The following is a 15,968-nucleotide window of genomic DNA, read 5'->3' on the forward strand; positions in this document are numbered from 1 at the left end:
ATGAAAGGTGGCACATGCCTGTCCTGCCCCGGACCGACCTCGACGTCTTCCCGCTCACCCTCGGCACCAACACGTTCGGCTGGACCTCGGACCGCGAGGTCTCCTTCGCCGTGCTTGACGCGTTCGTCGCCGCCGGCGGCACCCTCGTCGACACCGCCGACCTGTACTCGGTGTGGGTCGACGGCACGGGCGGCGTGTCCGAGCAGGTCATCGGCGACTGGATGGCCGCGCGCGGCAACCGCGCCGACGTCGTGCTCGCCACGAAGGTCGGCGGCCTGCCGACCCGCCCGGGCCTGTCGAAGGAGAACGTCACCGCCGCGCTGGAGGACTCCCTGCGCCGCCTGCAGACCGACTACGTCGACCTCTACTACTTCCACTACGACGACGAGAAGGTCTCGATCGCCGACCAGGCCCGCACCGCGCACGAGCTCGTCGAGTCCGGCAAGGTGCGCCACATCGCCCTGTCCAACCACTCCCCCGAGCGCATGCGCGAGTTCTTCGAGACGGCGACGCGCGAGGGGCTGACCGTGCCGGTGGCCATCCAGCCGCAGTACAGCCTCCTCCACCGCGCCGACGTCGAGAACGGCTACGGCGCGATCGCTCAGGAGTTCGACGTCGCCGTCCTGTCGTACTTCTCCCTCGCCTCGGGCCTGCTGACGGGCAAGTACCGCACGGCCGAGGACCTCGAGGGCGCCGCGCGCAAGGACATGGCCTCCGGGTACCTGGGCGAGCACACCTTCGGCGTCGTCGACGCGGTCGTCGAGGTCGCCGAGGCGCACGGCGTGGAGCCCGCGACCGTGGCGCTCGCCTGGCTGCTCGCCAAGGGCGTCACCGCCCCGATCGCCTCGGCCAGCACGGTCGAGCAGCTGCCCGCCCTCATGGCGGCGCCGTCGCTCACCCTGACCGCGGACGAGATCGCCCGGCTCGACGCCGCGTCGCAGCCCTACGCCCGGGCGGCCTGACCCACCCCATGGGTCTGGCCCACGCGTCGGCCTCACCCATCGCCGGTCAGTGCCTCCGCACGATGACCGGCCGCACGGCCCCGGACGAGCCCCCGCTCGTCCGGGGCCGTCGCCGTCTCCGACGGCGGCCCGCCGGAGCGATCTGCGGTCCCGGACCCGCACCCCGTACGGTGGAAGCCGTGGCCTCGGACCGGAAGCGACGACGCGCGGCCCGCCGCATCAAGGCCGGCGACGGCAGCGAGCTCAAGCGCTTCCGCTGGTGGCAGCTGTTCTTCCGCTCGCTGTTCCACGCGCGCATCCCGGACGCCGCGGGCGAGGCACCCATCTGGTCCGTCGACGTGCGCCACGGTGGTGACTCGAACGGCGAGGTCTGGGCCGTGCTCTACCGCGCGGGGAAGCAGCACGCGCGGTCGAAGCCCCCGGCGCTGTTCCCGGTGCCCGGCGGGACCATCGAGGTCGCGACGAGCGGGTACGGGCTCCGGCGCTGCCACTTCGTCGCCCACGACGGGACGGAGTACCAGCTCTCCCCGGACCCGCGCTCGGCCGAGGGGCGCCGCGCGCGGCTCGAGCACAACCACCCGGGAGCGAGCCGCCTCATCGGGGCCGTCTCGTGGACGATCCTCGCGGTCGCGCTCGTGCTCGGGGTGCCCCAGCTGGTCCAGGAGATCTCGCAGATCCCGCCGGTGGCCGAGCGGTTGGGCACCTTCACGTCCCCGTTCCAGCTGCCCGCCTGGTTCAACATCTCGCTCGTGGTGGCCTCGCTCCTGGCCAGCACCGAGCGTGCGCTCCGACTGCGCCACCACTGGCTTCTCGACGGCGGGCTCTTCGACGGCGAGAGCTAGCGGCTCACGCTCCCCGCAGGTGCACGCCCAGGTCGTGACGACCGGCCGCGCGCGGTCCGATGTCCGTGGTGGGTGCGAGGGTCGGACCCGGCGGCGCGGCGTCCCCCAGCTTCCGCGCCACCACACCCCACCGGCACCCGCTGCGGGAACCGGACCGCCCCCTGCCCTGGAGCCCCCATGACACGTCCGCACCCCAGCTGCGGACCCGGGGCGGGCGTGTCCCGACCTGGACCGCGGTCCTCACGGGTGCCGGTGGCCTTGCTCTCGGCGTGGGTGCCACCCTCGCGGTCGTCGCCCTGACCGGTACGAGTTCAGCGGAGGCCGGGTCGACGGACGCGCCGGCGGGACCGTCGGTCGCCGAGCTGGCCATGACCGCGGCCGCCACCGAGTGCGCGGCGGCCGAGACCGAGGGCCTCGCGGCGGTCGACGACGGCCGGACGATCACGTTCGACAACCGTGGCGGCGAGGACGTCTTCGGTGCCGACTACGCATCCATCAGGTGCGTGCTCGACGCGCTCGACATTCCCGCGAGCATCGATACCCACATCGGGCAGACGACCTCGCTCGACGGCCGCCAGACCGCGGAATGGAACGGCCTGCAGATCCAGTGGTCCTACCACCCGGACCGCGGGCTCGACGGCCTCGTGACGATCGTCGACGGCTGAGCCCCTCGGCCGGGGAGGGCCGACACCCACCGCACCGTCCGTCCCCCTCGTCCACGCATCCGACACATCCGGGGCCCGGACCTCACGCGTGCTCGAGCACGCTGCGCGCGCTCGCCTCGGGAGACAGGTCGAGGCGGCGGAGCGTCTGCGCGTTGAGCGCCACGACGATCGTCGAGAGCGACATGAGGATCGCCCCGACCGACATCGGCAGCACGAACCCGATCGGCGCGAGGATGCCGGCAGCCAGCGGCACCGCGAGGAGGTTGTAGCCCGCGGCCCACCACAGGTTCTGTCGCATCTTGCTGTAGCTCGCCCGGGACAGCTCGATGACGGAGAGCACCGAGCGCGGGTCGGAGCTCGCGAGGACCACCCCGGCCGAGCCGATCGCCACGTCCGTCCCGGCACCGATGGCGATGCCGACGTCGGCCCGCGCGAGCGCGGGGGCGTCGTTGACGCCGTCGCCGACCATCGCCACCGTGCGGCCCTCGCCCTGCAGCGAGGCGACCTTCGCCTCCTTGTCCTCCGGCCGCACACCGGCGAAGACCCGGTCGATCCCCAGCTCGGCGGCGACCGCCTCGGCGACGGGCCGCGCGTCCCCGGTGACCATGGCGACCTCGACGCCCAGCGAGTGCAGGGCGTCGACGGCCTCGCGGGACTCGGGTCGGACGTCGTCCGCGAGGCGCAGCGCGCCGACGACCTCGTCGCCGATCAGGACGTGGAGCACCGTCGAGCCGTCGGCGCCCCAGTGCTCCGCCACCGGCATCGGCTCGGCGCCGCGCTCGGCGAGCAGGTGCGGGCCGCCCACGGACACGCGTGCGCCGTCGACGTCGGCGCTGACGCCGACCGCCGGCGAGGCGGTGAACCCGGTGGCCGCCGGGACGTCGAGGCGCCGCTCGGCGGCGGCTCCGACGATGGCGCGTGCCAGCGGGTGCTCGCTGTCCGCCTCGGCGGCCGCGGCCAGGCGCAGGACGCCCTCCTCGGAGCGGTCGGCGGCGGGATCGACCGCGGTGACGACGGGCTCGCCGCGCGTGAGCGTGCCCGTCTTGTCGAACAGGACGACGTCGACCGTGCGCATCAGCTCGAGCGCGAGCCGGTCGGTGACGAGCACACCGCCACGCGCAGCGCGCTCGGTGGCGATCGAGACGACGAGCGGGATGGCGAGGCCGAGCGCGTGGGGGCAGGCGATGACGAGGACGGTGATGACCCGGACGACGGCGGCGTCCGGCCTGCCGAGCGCGAACCACGCGATCGCGGTGAGCGCCGCGGCCCCGAGGGCGAACCAGAACAGCCATCCCGCGGCGCGGTCGGCCAGGCGCTGGGCCCGCGAGGTCGAGCTCTGCGCCTGCTCGACGAGGGAACGGATACCGGCGAGCGTCGTCTCGTCGCCGGTCGCCGTGACCTCGACGCGCAGCCCGGAGTCGGTGGCGACGGTGCCCGCGACCACCTGGTCGCCGGTCTCTCGCAGGACGGCGGCCGACTCGCCCGTGACGAGCGACTCGTCCATGCTGGCGGCGCCGTCGACGATGCGACCGTCGACGGGCACGGTGGCCCCGGGGCGCACGACGACGACGTCCCCGACGACGAGGTCGGCCGGCGACACGCGTACGACGTCGTCACCGTCGACCCGCTCGGCCTCGTCGGGCAGGAGGGCGGCGAGGGAGTCGAGGGCCGAGGAGGTGCTCGCGAGCGAGGCCATCTCCACCCAGTGGCCGAGCAGCATGATGACGACGAGGAGGGCGAGCTCCCACCAGAACGTCAGCTCGCCCCGCAGCAGTCCGAGGTGCGCGCCCCACGAGGCGAGGAGGGCGACCGTGATCGCCATGGCGATGAGCAGCATCATGCCGGGCGTGCGCGACCTCAGCTCGTCGACGCCGCCGGTGAGGAAGGGGCGGCCTCCCCACACGTACATGACCGTGCCGAGCACGGGGGCGACCCAGGTCAGCCAGGTCGCGTCCGGGAGCGAGTAGCCGACGAGGTCCGCGAACATCGGGTCCAGGACGGTCGTCGGGATCGCGAGCACGAGCATGATCCAGAACAGGCGCCGGAACTGGGCCACGTGGTCACCGTGACCCGCGTGCCCGCCGTGGCCGACGTGCTCGCCGTGGCCCCCGTGACCTTCATGGTCACCGTGACCCGCGTGCGCGTCATGCCCGGCGTGCGCGTGCCCGTGGCCTCCACCGCTGCTGTGCTCCTGCTCGACCGACATGCAGCCATCATATACCCCCCGAGGGTATAAAGCACGAGCGGGTCGGCGCACTCGACGGTCCCGCCCCCGGCCCGCCGGGAGGCCCGGGCTAGCGGTTCGCCGAATGCAGGATGGGGCGGTAGACGAGCACCGTGGTGCGGCCGTCGAGCGTCGAGCTCTCGAGCAGCTCGAGGTCGAGGTCCGGTGCGCCGGCGAGGATCGGGCTCGTCCCCGTCACGCCCGAGACGACCGGGAAGACCGTCACCTGCATGCGGTCGACGAGGCCCGCCGCAAGCAAGGACCGGTTGAGCGTCAGGCTGCCGTGCGAGCGGAGCGGGACGTCGGACGACTCCTTGAGGCGGGAGACGACCTCGACGCCGTCCCCGGCGACGATCGTCGCGTCCGGCCAGTTGACGGGGCCCGCCAGGGTGGCGGAGACGACCGTCGCCGGCGTGTCCCGCATGCGGGTCACCCACGGGTCGAGGGCCTCGGACCCCGATGGAGGGTCCGTGAGCATGTCGACGAACTCCGCAAAGGTCGTGGCACCGAACACCATGCGCTGGTCGCGGTCGAACGACGCTCGACGGTGCTCGAGGAGCTCGGGGCCCTGCTTGCCCCAGTAGCCGCCCCAGTCGCCTCCGGGCCCGTAGGAGCCGTAGCCGTCGAGGGTGGTGAAGAGGTCGATCGTGTAGGTCGCGCTCATGGCTTCCTCGCCCTTCGTTCCCGCGGACGCGCCGCGCCGGACCGGTCGACCCGCGACCCTGGCCGCCGCCACGTGTCACCCGCCCGACCGGGGCACCGGCGAGCGAGGATCACGAGCCGCACTCAACATAGCGCCCGCGCCGTTCCGCCGGACAGGAGAGGTCAGATCGAGTCGACCACCAGCTTGCCCACGTGACCGCGCGACGCGAGCTCCGCCTGCGCCTCGCGGATGTCCGCCAGCGGGTAGGTCGCCGCGATCACGGGCCGCACGCTCCCGGCCCGCGCGATCGCCACGAGGGCGCGGAAGTGCGCCGGGGTGTGCATGCTCGAACCGATGACGCTGCGGTTGTGCAGGTAGAGGCGGCGGACGTCGACCGCGAGCTCGTGGCCGGCGAGGGCGCCGGCGACGATCCACCGCCCGCCGTCGCGCAGCCTCTCGATCCCGTCGGCCACGCCCGCCCCGGCGACGACGTCGAGGACGGCATCCACGCCATCGGGCGCGACCGCGTCGACGCCCGGCCAGGTCCCGGCGCGCCGGTCCACGACGGCCCGCGCGCCCGCCTGCCGCAGGACGTCCTCGTTGCCGCTGCTCACGGCCACGACGTCCGCCCCGCGCGCCGCGGCGAGCTGGACGAGGGCGAGTCCCACGCCGCCGGACGCACCGGTGACGACCACGGTCTCGCCGTCCGTCACGCCGCCGCGCTCGAGCATGCCGAGGGCCGTCCCGTAGGCGGTGGGCAGGGCGGCGAGCTCCGGATCCGTCAGCGGCGAGTCGTCGACCGGGTGCGCGCGCACGGCCGGGACCGCGACGTACTCGGCGAACCCGCCGTCGCGCTCGCTCCCGAGAAGACCCACCGGATGCGCGTCGTCGCCGTCCCCGTCGTATATCCCCGGGTCGACGAGGACGCGCCGACCGTCGAGTCCCGCGTCGACACCGGCGCCGCGCGCGACCACCGTCCCCACCACGTCGGCGCCCTGGATGCGCGGGAAGCCGATCGGCCCGCGCCAGCCCGATCGGGCGTCCGGGTCGCCCGGCCTCCCGTACGCGCCCTCCCGCGTCCACAGGTCCGTGTTGTTGAGCGCCGCCGCACCCACGCGCACGAGCACCTCACCGGGCCCGGCCGCCGGCACCGGCACGCGCGCCGGCTCGACCGCCTCCGGACCGCCGTGCCGCCGCAGCACCGCCGCAGCCATCGTCGCCTCCGACATGGTCTCCTCCTCCCAGACTTCACCGATCGGTGAACTACACTTCGACACTATGGTTCACAGATCAGTGAGGTCAACCCCCCTCGACGTCGACACCCTCACCCCCGCCGCCCGCCGGATCCTCGAGGCCGCGGCGGAGCTGTTCTACGACCGCGGGATCACGGCCGTCGGCGTCGATCTCGTGGCCGAGCGGTCCGGCGTCACCAAGCGCACCCTCTACGACCGGTTCGGCTCGAAGGACGTCCTCGTGGCGACCTACCTCCGCGACCGCGACCGCCGGTGGCGCGCGCTGGTCGAGGAGGCCGTCGGCGCCGCCGGCACCCCGGTCGAGCGGGTGACCGCGCCCTTCGCCGCGCTCGTCACGTGGTCCGCCGCCAGCCCGCGCGGGTGCGCGTTCATCAACGCGCTCGCCGAGCTCCCGGACCCGGACCACCCCGCGCACGCCGTGGCCGCCGAGGAGAAGAGATGGCTGCTCGACCTGCTCGAACGCCTCGCATCCGAGGAAGGCCTCGCCGACCCGCGCGACCTCGCGCTCACGCTCGCCAGCCTGCACGAGGGCGCGCTCGCGCTGCTCGGGGCGCTGCCCGAGGTCGACCCCGTGGGCGGGGCCATGCGGAGCGCATCCGCCCTGGTGAGTGCTTCGGCACGTCCGGACATGGGCTGAGCGGCGGCGCGCCAGCCCCACCGCCCCCGGGGCCAGCGCCTAACGTGGGCGCGTGACTCGCTCGCCCATCGCTCTGGCTGCGCTCGCGACCCTGGCTGTGCCGGGGCTCGACGTGGTGGCCACCCGACCCCCGGTCCGCACCACCACCGACTTCCAGACCACGGGTGTCCTCGACGCCCGCGGTCGCCACTGGGTGGTCCGGATGCCGCGCACCGCGGCGGCGGGCGCGTCCCTCGAGGGCGAGGTCGCCCTGCTCGAGCGGCTCGGCGAGCGGGTCGACGCCGGGGAGCTGCCGTTCGACGTCGAGCGGCCCGCCGGCTTCACTGTCCTCCCGGAGGGCGGCCGCGCCATGGTCTCCCGCGAGCTGCCCGGCCGCGCGATCGACCCCCGCGACGTCGAGGAGAGCCCGGCGCTCGCCGAGCACCTCGGCCGCGCCCTCGCCGCGCTGCACTCCCTCGACACCGACCTCGTCGGCAGCGCCGGCCTGCCCGTCTACGACATGGCGGCCTACCGTGCGCGCCGGCTCACCGAGGTGGACGAGGCCTCCCGCACCCGCCACTTGCCCGCCGAGCTCGTCCACCGCTGGGAGTCGGCCCTCGAGTCGGACGACCTGTGGCCCGCCGCCACGACGGTCGTCCACGGCGACCTCGACGCCGAGCTCGTGCGCGCGTCCGAGGACCGCGTGGTCGCGATGTCCCAGTTCGGGGACGCCCACGTGGGCGACCCGGCCGAGGACCTCGCCTGGCTCGTCACGTCCGTCGAGCCCGACAGCGTCGACGACGTCCTCGCGTCCTACGCCCGGCACACGGCGGCGCCGGAGGACCCGTTCCTCCTCGACCGCGCCCAGCTCGCGTCGGAGCTGCTGCTCACCCGGTGGCTGATGTTCGGGCTGCGCACGAAGGACGACGCGGTGGTCGGCGACGCCCGGGAGATGCTCGGCGAGCTCGCGCGCGACGTCGCCGACGCCCCGTCCATCGGCGCCGAGATGCGCGAGCACCTCGGCCGCTCGGCCTCCTCGGGCTCGGCCTCCTCCGGCTCGTCCCTGGCGGGCGCCGCCGCGGCCGGGGGGCCCGGGAACGGGGTCGGGTCCGACGCGCACGGTGACGATCCCACGCAGCACGGCCACGACGGCGGGACCGACGACGACCCGTGGGGGCACGGCCGGGTCGACGACGACGCGGCGGCCGACGCCGGGGAGTCGTTCTGGCCCGAGCCCGGTGAGGACGGGGCCGGCCACGGCACGGGCCCCGACGACGACGCGCACCGGGGAGGCGACGCGCCCGCTCCCCGCGACGACGGCTCGGAGGCGCGGCTCGACACCGAGGCGTGGCCCGCGTTCGACGTCCACCCGGGCGAGCCCACGGAGACGCCCGGCGTGCCGGAGCCGACGGCCGCGACGGCCGATCTCACCGAGGAGTACGAGCAGTGGCGGCGCGAGGGCCGCGAGATCTGACTCCTACCCGCCGATCCGCACCCCGTTCTCGATCGCTGACCTGATCCGTGCCTCGACCTCGGCCTCGCCGTCGGTCCGCGCCGGGATCGTCTCGGCGTGCAGCACGTAGTACAGGTGTGCGCGCACGTCCTCGATCGGGACGTTCTTCGCGCGCGACCAGGCGAGCCGGTTGACGTCGAGCTGCAGGAGCTTCGCCGCCCGATCCTTCACCCCGGGCACGCGCCCCGTCTTCCAGTCGACGATCTCGACCGTGCCGTCGTCGTTCGCGTAGACGGCGTCGATCCGGCACCGGAGCACGACCGGGCCGACCCGGACCTCGACGGGCTCCTCCACCGCGGTGGGCCGGCGGCTCCCCCACGCGGAGGACTCGAATGCCTCCTGGAGCCGGCGGAGCTCGCGCTCGTCGTCCGGCGCCGCTGAGGTCGCCACCGGGTCCTCGCCGTCCGCCCCGGCGCTGCCGCCCGCCCGGGCACCGTCCGCCGATCCGGTCGACCCGGCGAGACCCCCGAGCAGCGAGTCCGCGTCCCCGACGTCCGGGTCGAGGCCGAGTGCGCCGCGCTCGGCGTCGTCGAGGTACGGGACGAGCCCGGTGAGGACCTCCGCCTCGAACCGGTGCTCGACCCACTCGTGGAAGCGGGTGCCGAGGTCGGCCTCGCGGCGCGGCGCCCGGGGGATCGGCCGGAGGATCTGGCGCGCGAACCACTCCGGGTCGCTCGCGAGCGAGACCAGGCCGGTCGCGGCGAGGTGCTCGCCGAGCGGCACCTCGCCCCGGCGCGCGCGCAGCTCGTCGCGCTCGGCGAGCAGCAGCGCGGCCGCCCGGTCCCAGCGCGAGGCGTCCGCGCCGTCGTCGAGGTCGGTCGGCCCCGCGGCGGCCGCCTCCACAGCGTGGGCGGCGGCCCGGCTGCGGCGCGCCGCGGCTCCCTGCTGCTCGGGCGGGAGCGGCCAGGTGCCCGCGCGGACACGGCCGATCTGCGCGTTCTCGGTGGGGGCGTCCTCGGGCCGGTCGAGGACGTGGTCCTCGAGCGCCACCACCGCGCCGGTGTCGACCGCCTCGTCGAGGAACGGCGAGCGGAACCGCTCCGTCGTCGTCTCCTTGGTGAAGCTCGCCCAGGTGAGCAGCAGCTCGCTGCGCGCGCGGGTGACGGCGACGTAGGCGAGGCGGCGCTCCTCGGTCAGGGCGTGCTGCCCGGCCGCCCGCTTGAACTCCTCGATCGCGTCGTCCATCCCGTGCTGGTCGACGGCGCCCGTGAGCTCGAGCTGCGGCAGCCGGTCGGCGTCGCCGCGGACGCTCGCCGGGAGCTTGCCCTTGTCCGTGAGCCACGCGGACGCTGTCGGGACCCATGCCTCGGGCCCGTCCCTCGTCGACCCGTCGACCTTGGGGAACGACTTCAGCGAGAGGCTCGGGATCGCCACGACGTCCCACTCGAGTCCCTTCGACCGGTGCATCGTCAGCAGCTCGACGACGCCGCGCTGCGCGTCCTCGGCCTCCGTGCCGTCCGGCGCGTCCCCGAGGCCGTTCTCCTGCTCCTCCGCGCGGTCGAGGTAGCCGAGGAAGCCGGCCACCGATGCGCCGTCGACACCTGCGGCGTACGTCCGGGCGATGCGGACGAGCTCGTCGAGGCCCGCCCGGGCGGTCGCCGGGTCCTCGGTGGACGCCGCGACGACCTCGAGGTCGAGCCCGAGCGCCTCGACCGCCACGCCGACGGCGTCGTGGACGGGAAGTCGCACGGCGGACCGGATGCGCGCCAGCGCCCGCGACAGCTCGGTCAGCCGGCCCCGCGCCGCCTCGGTGAGCTCGTGCCCGGCCGAGGCGAACGCGTCGCGCGGCAGGTGGTCGATCGCCTCGGCGAGCGACTGCTCCTGGCGCGGGTCGATGGCGGACTCGTCGCGGTCGGCGCCTGCGTCGCTCGCGTCCGCACCGGAACCCGGCCCGACCCCGGCGGCCCCACCGGGACCGTCGACCGGCACCGCGCCCGCCGCGGCACCGTCGGAACCCGAGCCGTCGGCACCGGCCTCCGCGCCCTGCCGCAGCCCGAGCCGGGCGATGTGCCCGGCCCACGCCCACAGGGTCCGCAGGTCGGCCAGCCCCAGCCCGAGCCCGGTGACGAGCCGGACGAGCTGGTCGCCGCGCGTGGGGTCGACCGCGACGGCGAGTGCCGCCCGCACGTCGAGGATCTCGGGGCGCGTGACCAGGCCGCCGACGCCGACGATCCGGCACGGCACGCCCTCGAGCCGCAGCGCGTCCTCGAGCAGGGCGAGCTGGGCGTTCGTCCGGGTGAGGACCGCCGCCGTCGGGCCCGTGCCCGGCTCTGCGGCCTCGGCGGCGAGGAACGGCTCGTACCAGCGCTGCCGGAGCGCGTGCGCGAGCCCCTCCGCCTCGTCGACGTCGGTCGGGAACCAGGCGCCGAGGACGGTGCCTACGCCCGCACCGGGCCGCGCGCCGAGCGTGGGCAGGTCCCGGCCGGCGCCGGACCGCAGGGGCGCGGCCACGGCGTTGGCGACGTCGAGGATCGCGTGGTCGTTGCGCCAGGACACCGCGAGGCTCCGCACGGTGGCGGGCTCGGCGCCGCCGAACCGCTCGGGGAACTCGTCGAGGGCCGCCGCCGAGGCGCCGCGCCAGCCGTAGATCGACTGGTGCGGGTCGCCCACCGCCGTCACGGGCCACCCGCCGCCGAACGCCGCAGCGAGGAGGTCCGTCTGGGCCACGGAGGTGTCCTGGTACTCGTCGAGCAGGACGAGCCGGTACCGCGCGCGCAGCTCGTCGCGCACCTCGGGGATCTCCGTGACGATCCGGCGGGCGGCGTCGGCGATGTCGGCGAACGTGGCCACGCCGGTCGCCCGCCGCTCCGCCCGCAGCGCCTCGACCATCTCGAGGAGCTCGACCCGGGCGAGGTGGCTCGTGGCGACGTCCTTCACCTCCTTGCTCGGGCCCTTCTTGCGGCCGGACACGGGGGCCTCGAGCAGGGTCGACGCGGTGGCCTCGAGCTCCTCCCGGAGCAGCCGGGGGGTGAGGTCCGAGGCGAGCAGCGAGGTCATCTCCGCGTCGAGGGAGAGCACCGCCTTGACGAGGGTGGACAGCGCGGCGTCGGCGCCGTGCACGAGCGGGCCCGTCCACCCCGCGACGACCCGGTGCGCGAGCTCGTAGGTCTCGGCCGCGGTGATGAGCCGCGCGGTGGGGTCCAGGCCGAGGCGCAGGGCGTGGTCCTTGTAGATCGCGCCGGCGAACGAGTCGTACGTGCTGACCTCGGGGCGCTCGGCCTCGAGGTCGTCGCGCGGCTCGGTCCGCCGCTGCCCGAGCGCCCGCCGCAGCGTGCCGAGCCGCTCGCGCAGGCGGACGTCGAGCTCACCGGCCGCCTTGCGGGTGAACGTGAGGCCGAGGACCTGGTCGGGACGCACGAGCCCGGCGTGGACGAGGTGGACGACGCGCAGCGACATCGTCTCGGTCTTCCCCGAGCCCGCGCCCGCCACCACAAGCTGTGGCTCCATCGGGTGCGCCATGACGGCCGCCTGCTCGGCGGTGGGCAGGTACCGGCTGCCGAGGAGCCGGGCGGTGTCCTCCGGCGTCACGGCGGTCTCCGACGTCGGGCTCGTCCCGGAGGCCGCACCCTCGCTCGACGCCGCACCCGCGCCCGACGCGTCGCCGGCCCCGTGCCCGTGCGCTCCGTGGGTGCTCATGTGCTCTCCTCCGTGGTCCCGTCCCCGCCGACGCGCCGGCCCGAGGTCTGCAACGGGCACGACGTCCTGACCTCGCAGAACCCGCAGTACTTGTTGGTCCGCACGTGGACGGCGGACCCCGACATCTCGGTGACCGCCTGCCCGATCAGCTCGTGCGCCCACGTGCCCTCCGGCGCGCCGAGGGCCTCCTGCTCCCGCTTGGCGACCGTAACGTTGCTCGTCCCCAGGTAGACGAGCCGGGCACCGGCGGGCTCGGGGCCCTCGCCCCTGCGGTGCTGCTCGAGCAGGGCCACCTGGTAGGCGCCGAGCTGCGCGTGCTGGTCCGCCTCGGCCTGGGAGATGTGGTTGCCGGTCTTGAGGTCGGCGACGACGACCCGGCCGTCCGACTGGGTCTCGAGCCGGTCGATCTGCCCTTTGATGCGGGCGTCGCCCACCACCACGTCGACGTCGACCTCGGTCCTGACCTCGGCGTCGGTCGCCGTGTACTGCGCGAGCTTCTCGATGAGCCGCTCGGCCTTGGCTCGCTCCTGGTCGGCCGCGAGCCCCTCTCCCAGCTCGAGCTCGTCCATGCGGGCGTCGAGGGCGGCGCGGAGCTCGTCGTGCGTCCCGTGCGGGTGCTGCTCGGCGATCTCGTGGACGAGCGTGCCGAGCGCCTGGCTGCCGGAGTCGGCGCCGCGCCCGCCGAACCGGGTGAGCGCCCACCTGAGTCCGCAGGTGGTGACGGACTCGATCGCGGACGGGCTGACGGTGACGGGCTCGTCCCCGGAACGCAGCGGCGCGTCGGTGGTCGGCTCGTGGGCCAGCGCCCAGCCCCGCGGGTCCGCGCCGGCCACGCCCTCGGCCCGCAGCCGGGCGAGGACCCGGGCGGCGTCGGCGTCGCCGGGGTCGGCGGTGAGTCGGTGGCGCAGCCGCGCGACGAGCTCGCGCAGGTCCCGGGCGACGAGCTGCTCACGGTCCGCCGGGCGGGGGCCGGAACCCGGGACGGCGCCCGACGACGAACGTCCCGCCTGGCCCGCCGTCGTCCGTCCCGGTGCAGCGGACGTGGACCCGCCGCTCCCGCCCGCTTCTCCGGGACGGCCGGCCGCGGCGTCCTCGACGGCGTCGGCTCCGCCGTGGTCATGCCCCTCCTCGCCGGGCCCGGCCGCGTCCTTCGCGAGCAGCTCGTGGAAGAGCGAGGGGCCCGAGTCGGGGCCGTCGACCGCGGTGACGAGGAGCCGGGTGGTGGCCCGCGAGGCCGCGAGGACGAGCTGGCGCAGCTCGTCGTCACGGACCTCCTTGCGCGCCTCGGTCCAGCGGTCGGCGCCGTCGCCGCGGCCGGTGACGACGTCGACGAGTGCCTGGCTGCCGAGGATCGTGTCGCGCCGGCGCAGGTCCGGCCAGACGTCCTCCTGCAGTCCGGCGACCACGACGAGGTCCCACTCCTGCCCCGCCGCCTGCGCGGGCGTGAGCACCTCGACGAGGTCGCGGCGACCGGACTGCGCCGCGAGCGTGTCCTCGGCGACCTTCCGGCTCTCGATCCGGTCGACGAACCCGAGCGCGCCGGCGCCCGCGCCGCGCAACTCGTACCGTTCGGCCGCGTAGAACAGGGCAAGGACGGCGTCGAGGTCGGCGTGCGCCTGCGCGGCGCCGGCACCGCCCTCGATGGCCCGGGACTGCCACGGCTCGGCCAGCCCGGACGCGTCCCAGGCGGCCCACAGCATCGGCGTCGGTCCCGCGCCGCCGGCCAGCGCCTCGCGGGTCCGGACGATCACGCGGGCGACCCGCTCGAGCGGGTCGGTCAAGGGCGCGGGCATCGATCCGGGCAGCGCCGCGACGCCGCCGGTCTCGACCGCCCGGGTGGCCTCGAGGAGCACGGTGTCGGAGTCGATCGCGCCGCCCCGGGCCTCGCTGGCCGCCCGCAGGGTGCGCATGAGCCGGCGCAGCGTGACCGGGTCGGCCCCGCCGACGGGCGAGAGCATGAGGTCGCGCAGGGCGGCGCCCGTCGGGCCCTCCGCGGCGGCGCGTACGGCGGCGAGCAGCGGGCGGACGGCCGGCTCGTCGCGCAGCGCACCAAGGCGGCCCGGCGAGACCGGGACTCGGCGGGCCCCGAGCAGGGACCGGATCGCGCTCGCCTGCCCGCTCGTCCGCACGATGACGGCGCACCGCGCGTAGGGCACGGCGTCGACGAGGTGCGCGTGCCGCACGGCGTCCGCGATCGCGTCGGCCTCGATCGCCGCGGAGCCCAGCGTGAGCACCTCGACCGGCGGGCCAAAGGCCGGCGCATCGTCTGCCGCCACACCTCCGGCCGCGGCGACCGGACGGCGACCGCGCGCGGCACCGGCCGCATCACGGTCCGCACCGGCGACGTGCGATCGGCGTCGGGCCACGCCCGGTCCCCCGGCGGGGAGCCGTTCAGCGAGCCGGGCTACGGCCGACCGGAGCGCGGGCGTGCCGCGGTGCACCTCGGGCAGGAGCCGGACCTCGGCCCCGAAGCCGCCGTCGGCGTACCCCGCCGTCGCCTCGCGCACGAGCGAGGGGCTGCCGCCGCGGAAGGTCTGCACGGCCACGTCCGGGTCGCCGAGCAGGACGAGCCGGGCGCCGTCCCGCACGAGGACGCGCAGGAGCCGGGCGGTCGAGCGCGTGGCGTCCTGGTAGTCGTCGACCACCACGAGGTCCCACCTCGGCGTCTGCGGCACGTCGGTCGCCGAGGCGCGCACGCCTATCGGCGGAAGGTGCCACGAGGCGAGGACGAGCGCCGCCTCGTCCACCAGGCGCGCGGAGTCGTACCGCCGGAAGCGACGCTCCGCCCCGCGGCCGCCAAGGGTCGGGGCGTCGTCCGGGTCGTCCTGGTGCCCGAGGGTCTCGCGATACTCCTCGAGGACCGCGGCCACGGCGGACCAGGCGGGGCGGTCGTGCCGCGCGGCGAGCAGGCGCAGGTCCTCCGGCTCGAGGGCGAGCTCGCCGGCCCGGGCGAGGATGTCGCGCAGCTCGTGGCGGAACGCGTCCAGGGCGAGGGCCTCCTGGGGGACGGAGTCCGACCAGCCCGGCCCGCGCACCTCGCCCGAGGCGTGGCCCTCGAGGAGCTCGGCGAGGATGCCGTCCTCGTCCGGCCCGGACAGGAGTGCGGGCTCGGCGCCGCCCCAGTAGGCGGCGTGCTGCCTGAGGAGGGCGAACGCGAAGGAGGTCGGCGTGACGACCTGCACCGCGTCGTCGTGCGCACCGGCGCGGCGGGCGACCTCGTCCCGCAGCCGGCCGGCGACCCGGCGCGACGGGCTGAGGAGCGCGACCCGCCGTCCGGCGCGGGCGGCCTCGACGACCGTCCGCACCGCCAGCGTGGTGCGCCCCGAGCCGGGGGCGCCGAGCACGAGGAGGTGCGGGCCGGCACCGGATGCGACCTCGTCCGCCACCGCGCGGGCCGCCGGTGCGAGCGGGACCTCGGCGGCCTCCGGGGCGGTGTCGAGGCGCAGCCGAGGACGGACCGGGGAGGGCATGCGGACATGCAACCACGCAGGTCCGACATCCGGGCGCGCCCGAGGGGCGGTCCGCGCACGGACGGTCAGGGAGCTCGAGGAGCCGTCCACGTCCGGGCCCACGCGGAGCCCAGGACGCCGTCCGCGATCAGGCCCGCGGGCGCA

11 protein-coding genes are annotated in these 15,968 nt (G+C 75.7%); 6 read left to right on the plus strand and 5 right to left on the minus strand.

The window, feature by feature from the left end:
* Nucleotides 1-14: 14 nt before the first annotated feature.
* The 3 genes from ACZLMO_RS11240 to ACZLMO_RS11250 all read left to right on the plus strand — a co-directional run bounded on the left by ACZLMO_RS11240 (nt 15) and on the right by ACZLMO_RS11250 (nt 2,469).
* A complete protein-coding gene (locus tag ACZLMO_RS11240) occupies nt 15-962 on the plus strand; it encodes an aldo/keto reductase (RefSeq protein WP_463653794.1) in 948 nt (315 codons plus the stop codon).
* A gap of 179 nt (nt 963-1,141) precedes the next feature.
* Nucleotides 1,142-1,804 carry a hypothetical protein gene (locus ACZLMO_RS11245; protein WP_463653795.1) on the plus strand — a complete coding sequence of 221 codons (663 nt, stop codon included), beginning with the start codon at nt 1,142-1,144 and terminating at the stop codon, nt 1,802-1,804.
* A 269-nt stretch (nt 1,805-2,073) separates the two neighbouring features.
* A complete protein-coding gene (locus tag ACZLMO_RS11250) occupies nt 2,074-2,469 on the plus strand; it encodes a hypothetical protein (protein ID WP_463653796.1) in 396 nt (131 codons plus the stop codon).
* Between the two features lie 82 nt (nt 2,470-2,551).
* On the opposite strand, the gene ACZLMO_RS11255 is transcribed toward ACZLMO_RS11250, so the two are convergent.
* Complete coding sequence (locus tag ACZLMO_RS11255) at nt 2,552-4,525, minus strand: heavy metal translocating P-type ATPase (protein ID WP_463653797.1); 1,974 nt, start codon at nt 4,523-4,525, stop codon at nt 2,552-2,554.
* A 9-nt stretch (nt 4,526-4,534) separates the two neighbouring features.
* Between ACZLMO_RS11255 and ACZLMO_RS11260 the strand changes: the two genes are divergently transcribed.
* On the plus strand, nt 4,535-4,705 hold the full coding sequence (locus ACZLMO_RS11260; RefSeq protein ID WP_463653798.1) for a hypothetical protein: 171 nt from the start codon (nt 4,535-4,537) through the stop codon (nt 4,703-4,705).
* 58 nt (nt 4,706-4,763) lie between these two features.
* Here ACZLMO_RS11260 and ACZLMO_RS11265 read toward each other — a convergent pair whose 3' ends face one another.
* Nucleotides 4,764-5,357 carry a dihydrofolate reductase family protein gene (locus ACZLMO_RS11265; protein WP_463653799.1) on the minus strand — a complete coding sequence of 198 codons (594 nt, stop codon included), beginning with the start codon at nt 5,355-5,357 and terminating at the stop codon, nt 4,764-4,766.
* A 161-nt stretch (nt 5,358-5,518) separates the two neighbouring features.
* Complete coding sequence (locus tag ACZLMO_RS11270) at nt 5,519-6,565, minus strand: zinc-binding dehydrogenase (protein ID WP_463653800.1); 1,047 nt, start codon at nt 6,563-6,565, stop codon at nt 5,519-5,521.
* 64 nt (nt 6,566-6,629) lie between these two features.
* Here ACZLMO_RS11270 and ACZLMO_RS11275 point away from each other — a divergent pair, with 64 nt between their 5' ends.
* Together ACZLMO_RS11275 and ACZLMO_RS11280 are read left to right on the plus strand one after the other, a co-directional pair.
* Nucleotides 6,630-7,226 carry a TetR/AcrR family transcriptional regulator gene (locus ACZLMO_RS11275; RefSeq protein ID WP_463653801.1) on the plus strand — a complete coding sequence of 199 codons (597 nt, stop codon included), beginning with the start codon at nt 6,630-6,632 and terminating at the stop codon, nt 7,224-7,226.
* Nucleotides 7,227-7,278: 52 nt separating this feature from the next.
* Entirely contained in the window at nt 7,279-8,679 is a 1,401-nt protein-coding gene (locus ACZLMO_RS11280) for a phosphotransferase (protein WP_463653802.1), read from the plus strand.
* 3 nt (nt 8,680-8,682) lie between these two features.
* Here ACZLMO_RS11280 and ACZLMO_RS11285 read toward each other — a convergent pair whose 3' ends face one another.
* Nucleotides 8,683-12,354 carry a UvrD-helicase domain-containing protein gene (locus ACZLMO_RS11285; protein WP_463653803.1) on the minus strand — a complete coding sequence of 1,224 codons (3,672 nt, stop codon included), beginning with the start codon at nt 12,352-12,354 and terminating at the stop codon, nt 8,683-8,685.
* Entirely contained in the window at nt 12,351-15,824 is a 3,474-nt protein-coding gene (locus ACZLMO_RS11290) for a PD-(D/E)XK nuclease family protein (RefSeq protein ID WP_425715468.1), read from the minus strand. Before ACZLMO_RS11290 ends, ACZLMO_RS11285 begins: the two co-directional genes overlap by 4 nt.
* Between the last annotated feature and the right edge of the window lie 144 nt (nt 15,825-15,968).

The sequence above is a fragment of the Georgenia sp. G2120 genome (genome assembly GCF_055326485.1).